The 18,749-nt window shown below is 35.0% G+C and carries 7 protein-coding genes; all 7 read right to left on the reverse strand.

What is annotated here, in order from left to right; translation table 11 throughout:
- Positions 1 to 39: 39 nt before the first annotated feature.
- The gene (locus tag R4B61_RS01055) at positions 40 to 5,205 is read right to left on the reverse strand and encodes a MucBP domain-containing protein (protein ID WP_413627803.1); all 5,166 of its coding nucleotides are present in this window, start codon (positions 5,203 to 5,205) and stop codon (positions 40 to 42) included.
- Between the two features lie 396 nt (positions 5,206 to 5,601).
- Positions 5,602 to 12,303 (reverse strand): mucin-binding protein, encoded by a 6,702-nt coding sequence (locus R4B61_RS01060; RefSeq protein ID WP_413627804.1) that lies wholly within the window; start codon positions 12,301 to 12,303, stop codon positions 5,602 to 5,604.
- Positions 12,304 to 12,924: 621 nt separating this feature from the next.
- A complete protein-coding gene (locus R4B61_RS01065; protein WP_413627805.1) occupies positions 12,925 to 15,375 on the reverse strand; it encodes a glycoside hydrolase family 3 N-terminal domain-containing protein in 2,451 nt (816 codons plus the stop codon).
- 32 nt (positions 15,376 to 15,407) lie between these two features.
- On the reverse strand, positions 15,408 to 16,316 hold the full coding sequence (locus tag R4B61_RS01070; RefSeq protein ID WP_413627806.1) for a GRP family sugar transporter: 909 nt from the start codon (positions 16,314 to 16,316) through the stop codon (positions 15,408 to 15,410).
- Positions 16,317 to 16,627: 311 nt separating this feature from the next.
- Positions 16,628 to 17,470 (reverse strand): SPFH domain-containing protein, encoded by an 843-nt coding sequence (locus R4B61_RS01075; protein ID WP_413627807.1) that lies wholly within the window; start codon positions 17,468 to 17,470, stop codon positions 16,628 to 16,630.
- A 22-nt stretch (positions 17,471 to 17,492) separates the two neighbouring features.
- Entirely contained in the window at positions 17,493 to 17,693 is a 201-nt protein-coding gene (locus R4B61_RS01080; protein WP_413627808.1) for a hypothetical protein, read from the reverse strand.
- A gap of 127 nt (positions 17,694 to 17,820) precedes the next feature.
- Positions 17,821 to 18,603: a LysM peptidoglycan-binding domain-containing protein gene (locus R4B61_RS01085; RefSeq protein WP_413627809.1), complete on the reverse strand. Its 783-nt coding sequence runs from the start codon at positions 18,601 to 18,603 to the stop codon at positions 17,821 to 17,823.
- Positions 18,604 to 18,749: the final 146 nt, after the last annotated feature.

The raw sequence follows: 18,749 nt of genomic DNA on the forward strand, positions 1-18,749 counted from the left end.
GTTTCTTTTTTTTATCTATTTTTAATTATAGATAAATTACTATTTTTCATTTTTTCTACGTTTACCCAAGCCTAGTAGTCCAAACATAGATAATAATGAAATTCCAATTAAACTAAATACAGAACTTGAGTTAGTTTCACCAGTTTGTGGTAATACTTTCTGTTGTTTACCGTTATTTGATGAATTGTTTCCAGTTGTATTAGTTTCTTTGGCAACATAAGGAACATTTACTTTTCCATTATCACCAATAGTTACGGTTACTTCTGAGCCTGTTGGTTTGTTGTAACCTAACACTTCTGGTAGTTCACTAGTTGGGATGTTTACTTGGTCTCCCTTCTTGTGTTCTCCTGGTACGTTGATTGTTGGAATATTTACTCCTTGGATCTCTTTACCAGTCTTTCCATCAATTGCTACTGGAACTACTGGAGTTTCTTTTGAAGTATAAGGAATTTCTACTTTCCCATTATCACCAATCGTTACGGTTACTTCTGAACCTGTTGGTTTGTTGTAACCTGGTACTTCTGGTAGATCCTTAGTTGGGATATTTACTTGGTCTCCCTTATGGTGATCTCCTGGAATTGTGATTTCTGGAATATTTACTCCTGGAATATCTTTACCAGTCTTAGCGTCTTTAGCACTTGGTGTTACAGTAGTTTCCTTTTGTTTGTATGGAACTTCCACTTTACCGTTGTCACCGATGGTTACTGTTACTTCTGAACCTGTTGGTTTGTTGTAACCTGGTACTTCTGGTAGATCCTTAGTTGGGATATTTACTTGGTCTCCATTATGGTGATCTCCCTTAACCGTAATTGATGGAATATTAGCACCATCAATTGGTTTGTGAGTATCTTGATCAATTGCAACTGGGTTTAGTGGAGTTTCTTTTTGTTTATATGGAACCTCTACTTTGCCGTTGTCACCGATAGTTACTGTTACTTCTGAACCCGTAGGTTTGTTGTAACCTGGTACTTCTGGTAGTTCACTTGTTGGGATGTTTACTGAATCACCCTTCTTGTGGTCTCCCTTAACCGTAATTGATGGAATATTAGCACCATCAATTGGTTTGTGAGTATCTTGATCAATTGCAACTGGGTTTAGTGGAGTTTCTTTTTGTTTATATGGAACTTCTACTTTGCCGTTGTCACCGATGGTTACTGTTACTTCTGAACCCGTAGGTTTGTTGTAACCTTGTACTTCTGGTAGTTCACTTGTTGGGATGTTTACTTGGTCTCCCTTCTTGTGATCGCCCTTAACTGTAATTGATGGAATGTTAGCACCATCAATTGGTTTGTGAGTATCTTGATCAATTGCGACTGGGTTTAGTGGAGTTTCCTTTTGTTTGTATGGAACTTCTACTTTGCCGTTGTCACCGATGGTTACTGTTACTTCTGAACCCGTAGGTTTGTTGTAACCTGGTACTTCTGGTAATTCACTTGTTGGGATGTTTACTTGGTCTCCCTTCTTGTGATCGCCCTTAACTGTAATTGATGGAATGTTCACTCCATTAATTGGTTGTTTTGTATCTTGATCAATGGCAACTGGTTTTAGTGGAGTTTCTTTTTGTTTGTATGGAACTTCAACTTTACCGTTGTCACCGATGGTTACCGTTACTTCTGAACCTGTTGGTTTGTTGTAACCTGGTACCTCTGGTAGTTCACTTGTTGGGATATTTACTTGTTCACCCTTCTTGTAATCGCCTGGTACCTTAATTTCTGGAATATTTACTCCTGAAATCTCTTTACCAGTCTTTCCATCAACCGCTACTGGGTTTAGTGGAGTTTCTTTTTGTTTGTATGGAACTTCAACTTTACCGTTGTCACCGATAGTTACCGTTACTTCTGAACCCGTAGGTTTGTTGTAACCTGGCACTTCTGGTAGTTCACTTGTTGGGATGTTTACTTGGTCTCCCTTCTTGTGATCACCTGGTACGTTGATTGCTGGAATGTTTACTCCTGAAATCTCTTTACCAGTCTTTCCATCGATTGCTACTGGCACTACTGGAGTTTCTTTTTGTTTGTATGGAACTTCGACTTTACCGTTGTCACCGATGGTTACTGTTACCGTGTTTTCACCTGGTTTATTGTAGCCATCAATATTTGGAAGATCCTTAGTTGGAATTTCTACTTGGTCTCCCGGTTTGTGATCTCCTGGTACGTTGATTGCTGGAATGTTTACGCCTGGAATCTCTTTACCAGTCTTCCCATCAATTGCTACTGGTACTACTGGAGTTTCTTTTTGTTTGTATGGAACTTCGACTTTGCCGTTGTCACCAATCGTTACTGTTACTTCTGTACCTGTTGGTTTGTTGTAGCCATCAATATCTGGAAGTTTATCAGTTGGGATATTTACTTGTTCACCCTTCTTGTGATCGCCTGGCACCTTAATTTCTGGAATATTTACTCCTGAAATCTCTTTACCAGTCTTTCCATCAACCGCTACTGGGTTTAGTGGAGTTTCTTTTTGTTTGTATGGAACTTCTACTTTACCGTTGTCACCAATCGTTACCGTTACTTCTGAACCCGTAGGTTTGTTGTAGCCATCAATATCTGGAAGTTTATCAGTTGGGATATTTACTTGTTCACCCTTCTTGTGATCGCCTGGTACCTTAATTTCTGGAATATTTACTCCTGAAATCTCTTTACCAGTCTTCCCATCGATTGCTACTGGTACTACTGGAGTTTCTTTTTGTTTGTATGGAACTTCGACTTTGCCGTTGTCACCAATCGTTACTGTTACTTCTGTACCTGTTGGTTTGTTGTAGCCATCAATATCTGGAAGTTTATCAGTTGGGATATTTACTTGTTCACCCTTCTTGTGATCGCCTGGTACCTTAATTTCTGGAATATTTACTCCTGAAATCTCTTTACCAGTCTTTCCATCAATTGCTACTGGGTTTAGTGGAGTTTCTTTTTGTTTGTATGGAACTTCGACTTTTCCATTGTCACCGATGGTTACCGTTACTTCTGAACCCGTAGGTTTATTGTAACCTGGTACTTCTGGTAGTTCACTTGTTGGGATGTTTACTTGGTCACCCTTCTTGTGATTGCCTGGTACCTTAATTTCTGGAATATTTACTCCTGAAATCTCTTTACCAGTCTTTCCATCAACCGCTACTGGGTTTAGTGGAGTTTCTTTTTGTTTGTATGGAACTTCGACTTTACCGTTGTCACCGATGGTTACTGTTACCGTGTTTTCACCTGGTTTATTGTAGCCATCAATATTTGGAAGATCCTTAGTTGGAATTTCTACTTGGTCTCCCGGTTTGTGGTCTCCTGGTACGTTGATTGCTGGAATGTTTACGCCTGGAATCTCTTTACCAGTCTTCCCATCAATTGCTACTGGTACTACTGGAGTTTCTTTTTGTTTGTATGGAACTTCGACTTTGCCGTTGTCACCGATAGTTACTGTTACCGTGTTTTCACCTGGTTTATTGTAGCCATCAATATTTGGAAGATCCTTAGTTGGAATTTCTACTTGGTCTCCCGGTTTGTGGTCTCCTGGTACGTTGATTGCTGGAATGTTTACGCCTGGAATCTCTTTACCAGTCTTCCCATCGATTGCTACTGGACTCACTGGAGTTACATCTGGAGCATAAATATAAGTAACATCAATATTTCCTGGCGTATTGGCATCACTTGGATTTGCGTAATTACCATTAGCATTTGCTGGAACTTTTACTAAACGGTATCCCGGAATCTGTTTAGCAGTAGTTGAATATGAAGCACCACTTTTGCCGGTTAATAAATCACTAGCTGAAATTTCATTACCATTTTGATCTTGATACTTAACATTTACATAAGATGAATTGTCATAAAAATTAAAAAATCCATATTTAGAACCAGACAATATAAATTTATTACCAACACTAGATAATGCTGCAGAATCTAAATCAGTTGTCTTTAACATATTATATTTGAAATAATTTCCAGTTTTATAGTATCCCTGACTACTTAAATCTCGTGATTCAGAAATAACACTTTCGCCTGAATACTTACCTTGTCCTTGAATCAAAACATTAGAAATTTGGTTACCAGTATTTTGATCAATAAAATATGTTTTTAAAACTTGGGCAATATCTCTTGTATATGCATTCCCGTAGGTTAACTTACTTAAATTAATGGATGAATTAGGATCTACATCAAAACTAAATGAATATTTAATTAACCCAGAGTTAACGCTTATTCCTTTATTAACACCATCATCAACCCCAATTCCATCAATAATTGCTGATTTGACTGGATCGCCAATCGAATCTACAGGACCATCTTTCAATGGAATAACAAACTGTACAGCTTTAGTAATATCTTGTACATACTTCAATTGGTTATCACGCATATATATTTTACTTGGTCTGTAAGTATTTCCATTAGGATATGTAACAATTAAATTTTTCAAATCATCTGCGCTAGTAAAACCAAGATCACTTAATTTTTTACCAGTTGCATTTCCAGCATTATTATCAGTGGTTATTGTAAGGAAGTTAAGCGTAAATAATCCCTTTGTATCACCTGGATAATATTTAGCAAGGTTAATAGTGGCTTCAGCGTGATTCTTACTAGTTTTTACTTCAGTATTTGTAGTAGAGTAGCCACTATCATTTTGCCAACTAGATTGTTTTGCTTCATTAACAACTTTATTAATACTGTTGTTAACTTCATCAATGGTTGGTTTTTTAATTTGAGAAGTACTTCCAACTCTATCTGTTATTTGTTTTGCATTACTTTCGCTAGCATCAGAACTACTCTTTTGTGGATTGTTAGTTTGACCAAGCTCTACGATATTTTCATTTGCTACAGCAGTCTTTTTATCATTTGAAGCACTTGAAGCACTTGAAGTTGCACTTGATGGTGCTGCGCTTTCTGCAACACTTGAAGTTACACTTGATGGTGCTGTACTTTTTGCTGCACTTGAGTTTGTTGAATTTTCAGCTGATCTATTTACTGCGCTTGATGGCGCTGTACTCTCTGCTGCACTTGAATTTGTTAAATTTACAGCTGAGCTACTTACTGCACTAGAAGTAGTAGCTGATTGACTTTCGCTTGTAACTGAATTCGAATCAGCACTAACTTTGTTGCTAGTCAATGTAAAACTAGCTCCACCTAAAAACATAAAGGTAGCTAACGATACCACTACCCATTGCTTTTTAACTTTTTTCATTACTTTTTTATCTAATACTTTATCTAATTGATTGTGATTATATAACATAGTTTAAAACCATCCTTCTTTTTACATGTTGCACAACTATATTATAGTCTAATAATTATCTAAAATATATTAAAAAAGTCATAATTTTAGGATTTATTTTAATGAATAAGTTTTAAAATAATTTAAATGGTGGTATATTATCAATGTATAGCATATATATATCGGGCAGGTACCTTAATAGATACCTGCCTCCTTTCTTTTACATATGTTTTTATCAACATTTATTTTATTAAACAACAGTTATACATAATCTACATTTTATTAACATATTTACTAAAAAAACGCCAAAAAATATTTTTGGCGTTTTTTTATATGGAAGAAAATATAATAACTATCAATAAATAAAAATAAGACGTCTAAACGTCTTATTTTTTACATTAATCATAAAATAATCAATTATTTTTCATTCTTTCTACGTTTTCCAAGACCTACTAGTCCAAACATAGATACTAATGAAATTCCAATCAAACTCAATACTGAATTTGAATTAGTTTCACCAGTTTGTGGTAATTTTTGTTGGTTGGCTGAATTGTTATTGCCACTGGCTTTACCGTTATTATCACTAACCGTTTTACCTTGATAATTATCAGCATTATCATGTTTATCTTGATTACCAGAAGTTACCGGTTTATCTACAACATACTTAATTCTAATATTTTCACCTGGATGATTTGGATCTACTGGATATGGATCACCTGGTTTCAAGGGTTTGTTTGTGATTGGGTCCAATGGAATCATCCCAGGAATATCTGGAATTACCGGATTACCTGGTTCGCTTGGATTCGTTGGATCATTTGGATATTTAGGATGATCAACTCCTGGAATCTCGTTTCCGTTTGGATCTACTGGAATCAAATTACCCATTTTAGAATAGTAAACTGTTTCATCATCATTTACTGAGTTCTCAGTTACTTGTTTAGCTGCTAACACTGATTGATTCTTATCAACTAAGTAGTAACCATCAACTACTGGTGATTTAACTTCGTTAAAGCTTGGGTGTGAACTTACCCATGGAGTGTAAGTTACTTCCTTAGTTACCAGGTTAACATCAGCATCTCTAGTAAAGGTTACGTTTTGAACTACAGTTCCATGAACTTCTTTACCAGTTGCCTTATCTACATAATGAACTGTTTGAGTAATGGTTCTGTTCAAATCATCTTTCTTGACACCATCTGGATAATTAATATCTGGATGTCCTGGAACATTTGTACCTGGATTCTTGGGATCATCATGTGGAACCTTAACATGTACTTGTTCCAAGGTAACTGTGTAGTTTTGGTCTTTATCATCTTTACCAAAGCTTGCACCATCCTTTGGATATCCATCGTTAACAACTTTATAACCTTGTTTTTCCAGGTTCTTAATCTCTTCACTAGTAGTGTAGTTTGATTTATCACCTGGTTTACCGGTTAATTTTTCTTTATGAAGCAAATCGTTGGTATCCTTATCAACATATGAAACATTAATGTGTTGATCAGTATTTACATATACGATGTTAGTGTTGTCACCTGGTTTGTTTGGATTTACTGGATAGTTAGTTCCTGGTTCAATTGGGTCACCCTTTGGATTTAATGGGGTTTTACCTGGAATAGTTGGAACTTTTGGATCAGTAATCTTATCAGGATTATTTGGATCATTTGGATAGTTTTTACCTGGTTGAAGTGGATTACCTGTTGGATCTACTGGTACCAATTGTCCAACTTTTTCGTAGTAAACTGTTTCATCATCATTTACTGAGTTCTCAGTTACTTGTTTAGCTGCTAACACTGATTGATTCTTATCAACTAAGTAGTAACCATCAACTACTGGTGATTTAACTTCGTTAAAGCTTGGGTGTGAACTTACCCATGGAGTGTAAGTTACTTCCTTAGTTACCAAGTTAACATCAGCATCTCTAGTAAAGGTTACGTTTTGAACTACAGTTCCATGAACTTCTTTACCAGTTGCCTTATCTACATAATGAACTGTTTGAGTAATGGTTCTGTTCAAATCATCTTTCTTGATACCATCTGGATAATTAATATCTGGATGTCCTGGAACATTTGTACCTGGATTCTTGGGATCATCATGTGGAACCTTAACATGTACTTGTTCCAAGGTAACTGTGTAGTTTTGGTCTTTATCATCTTTACCAAAGCTTGCACCATCCTTTGGATATCCATCGTTAACAACTTTATAACCTTGTTTTTCCAGATTCTTAATCTCTTCACTAGTAGTGTAGTTTGATTTATCACCTGGTTTACCGGTTAATTTTTCTTTATGAAGCAAATCGTTGGTATCCTTATCAACATATGAAACATTAATGTGTTGATCAGTGTTTACATATACGATGTTAGTGTTATCACCTGGTTTGTTTGGATTTACTGGATAGTTAGTTCCTGGTTCAATTGGGTCACCCTTTGGACCTAATGGGGTCTTTCCTGGAATAGTTGGAACTTTTGGATCAGTAATCTTATCAGGATTATTTGGATCATTTGGATAGTTTTTACCTGGTTGAAGTGGATTACCTGTTGGATCTACTGGTACTAATTGACCAACTTTTTCATAGTAAACTGTTTCATCATCATTTACTGAGTTTTCAGTTACTTGTTTAGCTGCTAACACTGATTGATTCTTATCAACTAAGTAGTAACCATCAACTACTGGTGATTTAACTTCGTTAAAGCTTGGGTGTGAACTTACCCATGGAGTGTAAGTTACTTCCTTAGTTACTAGGTTAACATCAGCATCTCTAGTAAAGGTTACGTTTTGAACTACAGTTCCATGAACTTCTTTACCAGTTGCCTTATCTACATAATGAACTGTTTGAGTAATGGTTCTGTTCAAATCATCTTTCTTGACACCATCTGGATAATTAATATCTGGATGTCCTGGAACATTTGTACCTGGATTCTTGGGATCATCATGTGGAACCTTAACATGTACTTGTTCCAAGGTAACTGTGTAGTTTTGGTCTTTATCATCTTTACCAAAGCTTGCACCATCCTTTGGATATCCATCGTTAACAACTTTATAACCTTGTTTTTCCAGATTCTTAATCTCTTCACTAGTAGTGTAGTTTGATTTATCACCTGGTTTACCGGTTAATTTTTCTTTATGAAGCAAATCGTTGGTATCCTTATCAACATATGAAACATTAATGTGTTGATCAGTGTTTACATATACGATGTTAGTGTTATCACCTGGTTTGTTTGGATTTACTGGATAGTTAGTTCCTGGTTCAATTGGGTCACCCTTTGGACCTAATGGGGTCTTTCCTGGAATAGTTGGAACTTTTGGATCAGTAATCTTATCAGGATTATTTGGATCATTTGGATAGTTTTTACCTGGTTGAAGTGGATTACCTGTTGGATCTACTGGTACTAATTGACCAACTTTTTCATAGTAAACTGTTTCATCATCATTTACTGAGTTTTCAGTTACTTGTTTAGCTGCTAACACTGATTGATTCTTATCAACTAAGTAGTAACCATCAACTACTGGTGATTTAACTTCGTTAAAGCTTGGGTGTGAACTTACCCATGGAGTGTAAGTTACTTCCTTAGTTACTAGGTTAACATCAGCATCTCTAGTAAAGGTTACAGTTTGAACTGCAGTTCCATGAACTTCTTTACCAGTTGCTTTATCTACATAGTGAACTGTTTGAGTAATGGTTCTGTTCAAGTCATCTTTCTTGACACCATCTGGATAATTAATATCTGGATATCCTGGAACATTTGTACCTGGATTCTTGGGATCATCATGTGAAACCTTAACATGTACTTGTTCCAAGGTAACTGTGTAGTTTTGGTCTTTATCATCTTTACCAAAGCTTGCACCATCCTTTGGATATCCATCGTTAACAACTTTGTAACCTTGTTTTTCCAGGTTCTTAATCTCTTCACTAGTAGTGTAGTTTGATTTATCACCTGGTTTACCGGTTAATTTTTCTTTGTGAAGCAAATCGTTGGTATCCTTATCAACATATGAAACAGTGATGTGTTGATTAGTGTTTACATATACGATGTTAGTGTTATCACCTGGTTTGTTTGGATCAATTGGATAGTTAGTTCCTGGTTTTAATGGTGTTTTATTATCTCTTGGATCTAATGGGATCTTTCCTGGAATAGTTGGAACTTTTGGATCGGTAATCTTATCAGGATTATTTGGATCATTTGGATAGTTTTTACCTGGTTGAAGTGGATTACCTGTTGGATCTACTGGTACTAATTGTCCAACTTTTTCGTAGTAAACTGTTTCATTATCATCAGAGTCGTTTTCAGTTACAGTTTTAAGTGATATTACAGTTTGATTTTTATATTTTAAGTAATATCCCGTAACTACTGGTGATTTCTTTTCACTAAAGGTATTCTTACCATCTTTAGCTGTCCAGTTGCTTGTGTAAACATTTTGTTTAGTAACCTCATCATAGTATCCAGATCTGTTGTATTCTACTGAATCGGTTGCTGAAGTGTTAATTTTTGTTCCACTTTCATCAACATACTTGATTTCTTGATTGATTGTCTTTTGTGAATCAACCTTTGGAAGAGGACTTTGTTTATGCTTGAAATGAACTTCGTACTTCTTGTCTACTCCATCATTACCAAGCTTGATATTTTTCCCATTGGTTGTATCCCTATTAGGAACTAATACATAACCTTTTGCAATTAATTCATCAATACTTGCTTTAGTATTTTTATTAGTCTGTTCATCAGTCTTACCGTTAATGTGGTCGGTTTTAACTGTTGTATTAGTATCATCATCAATATAATCAACATGTGCTCTTTGATCATTAGCTTGATACAACAATACAATCTTATCTGGTTCATTGTCGCTAATTTTTCCATTATTTAAGGTTGTATTCTCAGTCTCATTGTATTTGGAAGTATTAACTTCATCAGGGAAGACAAGATTAGACTCTTGACCCTTAATTTGACTATGAACTTGAACTAATTTTCCATTGATTAAATAACCTTTGTAGGTATAACCAGTGAGACTAGTTTGAATTCTTGACCAGCTATTCGAACCACCATTTTCTCCAGCACCAATTATTTCTCCAGTAACACCTTGTAAAGCTGAATTTGATTGTCCAGCTTGTGGATTGTCATAGCTATCATGTAATTTAACGCCATTTGATTTTGATCCATCATCAGTTTTTTCCAAAGATACTGTAGCCATTTGTGGATTGGCCTCATAGTAAAAATTAACCCCTGATGGATAACCAACAAATCCTAATGAATCAACAAAAGCAATTTGTTTACCGTTTCCTTTAATTGGACTAAAGGTTGCTTGATCCATTCGATTATTCATCGATGAACTCAAATAGTTAGGTATTACTATTTGAATGTTATCATTACCAGCTGCATCTTTAGCATTTAGTGTATATTTACCAAGTGAATTCTTATAGAGAGTAGAAGTTACTTGTTCTAATCCAGTTTGTGGTTGAGTATCGGAAATTAAATCACCATTTTTAAGATAGAAGTACAAAGTTCCTGGAATCGTATAAGTAGCTTCTGGGTTATTTCCTGCAACTGCTGCATCTTTATTTTTATTTTTTAAATTAGAAACCTTAACTTGGTTAGAACCTTCATCACTTTGAGCCAAACCATTATTTATGTACTGACCTGCTTCATTAGTCATATGCCACCAAATAACAGACTTAGAATCACCGTTATTTAGTACTTTAGTTCTCATAACAGCCTCTTTAGGAAAGTTATCATTACCTAGGTAAGCTTTCATAACAGCTCTATCAAATGGATTATTGGCATCCATTACCATACTGTACTCACGACGATTTCCATCAGCCCTGCTAATGTAGTAACGATCAACCGTGTATGCTGTAAATTGTCCTTGAACAGTTTGACGTAACTGAGACCCACTTCCACTTTCACTTAAAGACTTAGTATTGCTACCTGAAACTTCCGTTAATTCTTTTTTCAATGTGTAGCCAGGGATTTTATCAGAAGTAACCTCAAATTGATCTGGGTACAAGTTCCCAGTGGCACCATTAATCAATAGTGTAGTCTTAGCATCACTATCTTCAGGTTTACCTTTTCTTTCTGGAATTCTTTCCTTAGTCTTAACTAATTGACCATTTTGTAGTTTTGCATAGTAATAGTTAGCGTCAACTGCGGTAGCGTTTATTACATTAGATCCAAATGATATGCTAATTAATTTAGTAGTTCCATAACTAGAATCATAGTTTAAATCATTTGGATTCTGGTACATATGATTTAATTCGTAGTTAGCACCATTTATATCAGAGTCTTTAGGAGAATTATTGGAAATCCAAGTTTTATTGTTTAAATCATCTCCTGTAAGCGTTTTACCCTTATTGTTACTATCTGTACCATCAACTAAACTAACCTTAGAATCACCGGCATCAATATATTGACGTCCTGTAATACGATTGCCATAAGTAAAAACTACTATTGTACGTCCAGCAATAGTCTGATGTCCAAATGGATCGTTACCTGTTTGTCTAGCTAAGGCTAACATCTGTTGTTCGTGGTTAGTATTCTCGAAAATACGTCCATAAGCGTAAAAGCCACTTAACATAGAATCATTTTTGAATAAATCAGGAACCTTAGGGTTAACAGTTACCTTATCACCAGCAGGAACATTGTGTTGATTTTCATCATTACCAACCCGATCTGTTAAAGCCATAGTCTTTTCTGACTTATTTTCTGATTCTGAACTTGTTGCTGCAGATGATTTACTTTCCGATGCTGAACTCGTTGCTGCAGATGACTTACTTTCTGCTGCTGAACTTGTTGCTGCAGATGATTTACTTTCTGCTGCTGAACTTGTTGCTGCAGATGATTTATTTTCTGCTGCTGAACTTGTTGCTGCAGATGACTCACTTTCTGCTGCTGAACTTGTTGCTGCAGATGACTCACTTTCTGCTGCTGAACTCGTTGCTGCAGATGATTTACTTTCTGCTGCTGAACTTGTTGCTGCAGATGATTTGTTTTCTGCTGCCGAACTATTTGATTGGTTTTCAACAGTTACAGTATCAGCCTTAACACTATTGCTTTCTAAATAACTAGTTGCCATGCCACCCATCAAACCAAAAACGGCAAGTGAAACAACAACCCAGTTTTTCTTTACTTTTCTCAAAACTTTTTTTCATTAGTTTTGTCAATCTGTTTTTTATTATATAAAATAATAAATTACCTCCTAAAGCATAAAATGCACAAACGATTCAAATAAAACTTCTGCAATCCTTACATCACACAAAATATAATTTCGCTAACATTTATTTTACACTACTTTAAATTAATAACACATTTTAATGAATTATAAGTTTGAATAATTTAATATGTAAAAACAATCCTATAAAAATAAATTCACCATTAAGAATACTTATATAGAGAATTTAATGCATCACCTATGATTTAAAATCATCGTCATAGATTGAAAGAATTTTTACAGCTAAGTCACACCTCCCTATTTTTATAACTATTTTAAAATAACAAAATTATTTAGTAAAATATTTAAACGGATACTATACGATTCATCACAAAGTAATCTATATATACCAATATTTAATCGGGATAAGTTTTTTTATTTAATGCTTTATTAGCATAATAATAATTAACAAATTACAAATCGTATCCAAACCACATAAAAATGGCTAGTCATCGATAAAATATCGACGACTAGCCATTTAACTAATTATTATAAATTAATATAACTTTTGGATTATAAATCAAATCTGTAAATATTTTTAAACCATACTTATCTACTAGTATCATAAATTAATTTTAGAACTCGGTAGGCAGAAACTTGTAAATCTCTTAGCGTAAGTTCATGTTTCTGGCGTAAACCAGCCAAGATTCCTTCAATATCCTCTTTGGTTCCGGGCATGATTAAATCATTACCGGCTTTAATACATAATGATGAAGAACTAATTGGATATTTTTTAAGATCATCACCAGGAAACGAAGTAGTCGTTAGCCAATCACTCATAACCAAGCCTTTAAACCCAAATTCTTTTCTTAAAATATTATGAATTAATTCATAATCATTTGCCGTATGAATTCCATTTATTAAATTATAAGAAGTCATAATCGTTGCAGGAGCAGATTCTTTAATCGCAATTTGAAAGGCTTTTAAATAAATTTCTCGAAGTGCTTTTTCTGACAAAATACTGTTAGAATGCATCCGATTAGTTTCTTGATTATATGCTGCATAGTGTTTCAAAGTAGCAGAATGACCTTTGATGCTTTGAATTCCATTAATCAAAGCCGCTGCCATCTTACCACTTACATAAGGGTCTTCTGAATAGTATTCAAAATTTCTTCCACAAAGAGGTGATCTTTGAATATTCATTGCTGGAGTGAGCATAATGTCCACGCCAAATATCGACATTTCTGTACTAATAATTTTCCCACAAATATTTACAAACTCCAGATTCCAAGATTGGGCTAATGAGGTCCCAATGGGAATGGCAGTGGTAAATTGATAGTAATTTTCTCTACCTGGAACTAACTCTTTTGAAACGGACTGATTTTTATCTAGTTGATAAACTTGATTAATTCGTAACCCAGCTGGTCCATCCGCCATATTAATTTGCGGAACTTTCTTATCACTTAGTTTCTTCGTTGTTTCACCCGCACCACCAGCAATGACGGTAGAGGCATCCCCAACAATTTCAGCAATACTTTGACTATTTTCATTGAAATTACCCACACATAAGTATGCCAATTCTGTGTCTGATAAAGAAGCAACTAAATCTTGTAAGCTAGCCTCATTTTTCATTACTTGATCAAAAGTTACATTCGCATTCTTTTTTTCAAATACTAGTTCTTTTTCATCATTTTCTGAATATCCGTCTAGTGGTGTAAACGATGCTGGATTTACTTTTAAGGTTACTAAGTCATTAGTGACTTGTTCCCCTTTAGCCGTTTCTGACTTGATTTCTTCTACAAAATCAGTGGTCTTAATCCCTTTGACCTGCTCAATTAAGATATCTTCTTCCACTAAAAGATTGGCAACTGCTTGTCCATCTCGGGATTGATTTCCAACCTTTAATAAGTAGTTTCCCTGCTTGATTTCCCAGGCAGATTTCGCTTCGTCATAAGTAGCTAACTGGGTTAAATCAAGCTCAATGTTTACTTGCTCTGTTTCACCAGGAGCTAATGCTTGGCTCTTTTTAAAGGCAACTAATTTTTGATAGTAGTTGTGATTAGCTTGCTTTTGCGCCACGTAAACTTGAACAACTTCCTTACCCGCAAAATCACCTTGGTTAATTACCTTAACTGGAATATGCACACTTTTTTGTTCCAGCGTAATTGGATCAACCTTAATTTCAAAATCCGTGTATCCCAGTCCATACCCAAACGGAAAGACCACGGGACGATTGAACGTATCAAAATAACGATATCCTACAAATACCCCTTCGTTATAAACCGTATCATCTTGAGATCCAAAGGTTTTAGTAGAAGGATAATCAGCTAAATTAGCCCAGGTAGAAGTCAATTTACCAGATGGATAAGCTTTTCCAACTAAAATGTCATATAAAACTTCACTAGTAACGATTCCTAATTGACCTAATAATAAAATATCTTTTACTGCACTCAACGGCGAAAGGTCAATGAAACTACTAGTATTTAAAACCAATAGAAAATTATCATACAACTGATTTAATTTCGTAATTTCACTAATTTCATTTGAACTTAGTTTAATGTCACCCTCGATATTTTCTCGATCGCTAAATTCCCCAGAAACTCGACTCAAAACATAGATTGCGGTTGAACCCTTTTTCTCTAACGGAATTTCATAGTCCAAGGCCGGCATTCCTTTTCCCATCGCATACAATTCAAAAGGAATCCCATTTGCCTCTGCTTCTTTTCGAAGTGAAGCCTCAAACTTTACTTTTCCCTTTTGTAAAACCTCATCAAATGAGTCTAACCAAGCTTTATTTAAAACTTTAACGTTTTCTGCTTCAAAAACATCTTCAATGTTATTGAACTTTCTAACGTTAACATTTCCAGAACCCGTTCCACCTTTGACAGTATGCCTTACCCCACTACCATAAAGGGCAATTTCATTAATCCCTGCTAGGGGGAATTTACCACTTCTTCTTAAAAATAAAGTTGATTCTGGAGCAAGTTCTCGTAATTGTTTTTTATGTAAAATTTCATATTCTTGGATAGATTTCGTTTTAATTCTTTTAAACTCACTCATCTTTTTATCCTCTCAAACCATTTCCACTTAAATTAAATTATTGCTGTGACTGATGCGGCAGCAACTATCAAAGCTAATCCAATATTAGTATAGATCATTTCTTTATGCGTCTTAGTTTGTTTAAGCATGTAAATTCCAGTAAGAGTTGCAACTACCACACTAACTTGAGAAAGTACAAACGCATTTGATAAACCTAACATTTGTGGTTGTGCTGCAGATAGATATGCCAAAGCTGCAATCACGGCAAGCAATCCACCCACGATTTGTTTATAGGTAACTTTTTCTACAAACGCATTTTGTTTCTTAATATTAAGTAACGCATATAAAACCGCCGCTAATAACATCCCAATTACCTGAGGAAGAAATACTTCTAAAGCAGTCATTGGTTCCATTTTAGGAAGGAATCCTTTGGCCCAGGTCAAGTTAGGAACTTGTGGTGCAGCAGAATATAACCAATATCCAATTGTACCAATCAATAATAAAATGACGGTTTGTTTTATTGCGGCAGCGTTAGTTTTTTGTCTATGTTCTGTCCAAGTGGTTAAAGTGGCACCTAAAATAATTACCAATAATGCAATTATTCCAATCGTTTTATTCAAAACTCCTGACCAACTATTAAGGGCAAAGGCACCCCAAAGAGCAGTTGCAATTAACTGAAACGCAGTTGTGATTGGCATCACGATTGAAGAACCCACTAATTGATAACCTTTAAAAGCTAAGGTTTGACCAAATCCCCAGCCAAAACCAGATAAGACACATAAAAATAAATTAAAACCAGTCGGTAACTTGGTTCCTGTAGCAAAGAATACAATTACTGCAGCAATCGTAGATCCCATTGTCACCCCTAAGATTTGATTAGCGGGTTTCCCACCTATCTTTGACAAAATGGTTGGAATCATTCCCCAAACTAACACTGGTATTAGTCCAATTATTAAAGCCATAATCATTCTCCTTTTTGCAAAATAAAATTGCACACATTGTATTGACGCAGATTATTATAGACCAATTGAACAGCATTTGGAAGCGCTTTCAAACAATTTGTTAAAAGTCTTATTATCAATCATCACTAATATCTCGATAATTTATAATTAAATAGATATAAAATATGTTTCATCAAACGTTGATGTTTCAGTATTTCAGTAACAACTAATCTGTTAATAAATTCGGTAAAAAATATTTTTTTAAATACTTGAAATTTTATTTTTAAAACAAAAAAACTCTCATCAATAAATGAGAGTTTTCATATTTTAATTTATTTTTTTAACAATTTTGCTAATACAGCTGATTGACCAGTTGTATCAAGATGATCTGTATCAGTAATAATTAAATTACTATCAGAATTAGCCAAATCCTTAAAGGCATTAATTGATTGATTATTAAAGTAGTTACTATCAGCATTTCGAAGTGCTTCTTGAATTTTATTAATCCGATAATTTTCGGCATCAGCTTGGGTTTTAGTTGCTTCCGCATTCGCTTTGGCGGTCGAAATTAACGCCTCATTTTTAGCATTAGTGCTTAATTCAATTGACTTAGCTTCCCCTTCAGCTTTAGAAATGGCTGCGGTTCTTTCACGATCAGCTTGCAATTGCATATCCATTGATTTTTGAATTGCTTGGCTTGGGCGTAACTCATCGATGTTGATTCGATCAACGCGCACACCATAGGTTCCCGTTAAATCACCGATTGCTTCAGCTAAATCTTGGTTAATTTTACTAGTTGATCCTAAGGCATCATTTAAGTCCATCCGACCAATAATATCTCGCAAGTGACCACGAACTAATTGTTGCATTGATTCAATCGAATTAGTATTTTCGTATGTATAATTTACGGGATCAGTAATGTGAAAGTTTAAAGTAACCGTAGCGCCAATATCCGCATTATCCTTCGTAATAACCGAGTATCCGTCTAGTTTTAGTGGTTGTAATGCTAAGCTAACCTTACGAATTCTTTGCACCAACGGAATGATAAACCGGGGTCCACTGTTTTTAGTTCCGGTATATTTACCAAAAGTTTCCACTAACCCAACGTTATTTTGGGGAACAATTTTAAAACATAGTCCTAATAAAATTATGATAATTACAATTAATACAAACATAATAGTTATTCTCCTTTAAAGCTTATTCGATTGGTTCTAAAGCTAATTGATTAAGGTGGTTTACTGCCACTATCTTATACAAATTATGCTTAGCATCAACCTGTGAATTCACTTCATATTTATAAAAGTCACCTTTAACTTTAACCGTTTGAGTTTTAATATCAATATCTTTTTTTGGAATTATATTATTAATAATGTGATTAAATTCAAATTGGTTTCTCATTTAGATGCCTCCTTTTAAATCATATTATAGTTACTTTTACTAAATAAAAAAGACTTATTTCACTAGAAAAGTAAAATAAATCTTGAAAAATAAATATAAAAAAAGACCCAAAAGTGGGTCTTTCATTTTACCAGTAATTGTTGGCGTTTCTAAATGCTACGGCGTTTTCAACTGAACCGTAACGACTAACCGCATAATCGCGAGCAACACGTTCTTGATTAGCTGGTGAATGATCACCGTTTAAATATGAAGCACTAAGTTGGTATTTACCAATATATTGACCGTTGGTAGCGTTGTAATCATTGCCAGATTCTACGGCACCAATTGAATCAAGTGAACCATCACTCACTACGGCACTTGATTGAGCAGGAGCTGCAGGAGCTGGTTGTGGAGCTGGAGTAGCAGCCACTGGAGCTGCAGCAACTGGTGCTGCTTGAACTGCTGGAGTTGCAGCTTGGTCATCTGAATCATCAGTAGCTTGTGCTTTGGCAGTATCAGTTGCTTGATCATCAGCTACAGTAGTTTGGTTTGACTTGCTATCGTTGTTGTCATCAGTAGTTGCCTTAGCAGTAGTTGCTTTTGCACTATCATTAGATTTAACGCTAGCATCCGCTTTAGAAACTAAGGCTGACTTAGGAGCATTTTTAACACTCTTCTTATCAACCTTTACGTTTCCTTTACCATCAAAGATGAATACTTCACCTTCGAAAATTTTGTCAATGTTTTTGCTTTTGTTAACCTTTTTAAACTTGTTTTCAGAAACATCGTATTTTTCTGCTAATTCGCTAACTGTTTCACCGGATTTAACGGTGTGCTTAGTTTGGCCGTTGGCAGATACGATAAGAGTACCAGCGATAATCAAACCGACTGATAACACGATCATAGTGATAATGGTTTTTGGGAACTTCATAATAAAACTAATCTCCTTCAAATATCGAATAATAGAAAGTCACTCTCTTTCAAGCGACAAGAATTATTCTAAAGAAATAATATTACATTAAAGTTACAGAAAAGTTTCTGTAATCCATTTTTTTGTAATATAGAAATCTATCTGCA

It is taken from the genome of Fructilactobacillus vespulae, assembly GCF_047324295.1.
In the GTDB taxonomy this organism is placed as follows: domain Bacteria; phylum Bacillota; class Bacilli; order Lactobacillales; family Lactobacillaceae; genus Fructilactobacillus; species Fructilactobacillus vespulae.

Excerpts from the sequence above, each read along its gene's own strand:
- R4B61_RS01080 (WP_413627808.1), bottom strand. The coding sequence starts at position 17,693 with ATGAGAAACCAATTTGAATTTAATCACATTATTAATAATATAATTCCA.
- R4B61_RS01065 (WP_413627805.1), bottom strand. The coding sequence starts at position 15,375 with ATGAGTGAGTTTAAAAGAATTAAAACGAAATCTATCCAAGAATATGAA.
- R4B61_RS01055 (WP_413627803.1), bottom strand. The coding sequence starts at position 5,205 with ATGTTATATAATCACAATCAATTAGATAAAGTATTAGATAAAAAAGTA.
- R4B61_RS01075 (WP_413627807.1), bottom strand. The coding sequence starts at position 17,470 with ATGTTTGTATTAATTGTAATTATCATAATTTTATTAGGACTATGTTTT.
- R4B61_RS01070 (WP_413627806.1), bottom strand. The coding sequence starts at position 16,316 with ATGGCTTTAATAATTGGACTAATACCAGTGTTAGTTTGGGGAATGATT.
- R4B61_RS01085 (WP_413627809.1), bottom strand. The coding sequence starts at position 18,603 with ATGAAGTTCCCAAAAACCATTATCACTATGATCGTGTTATCAGTCGGT.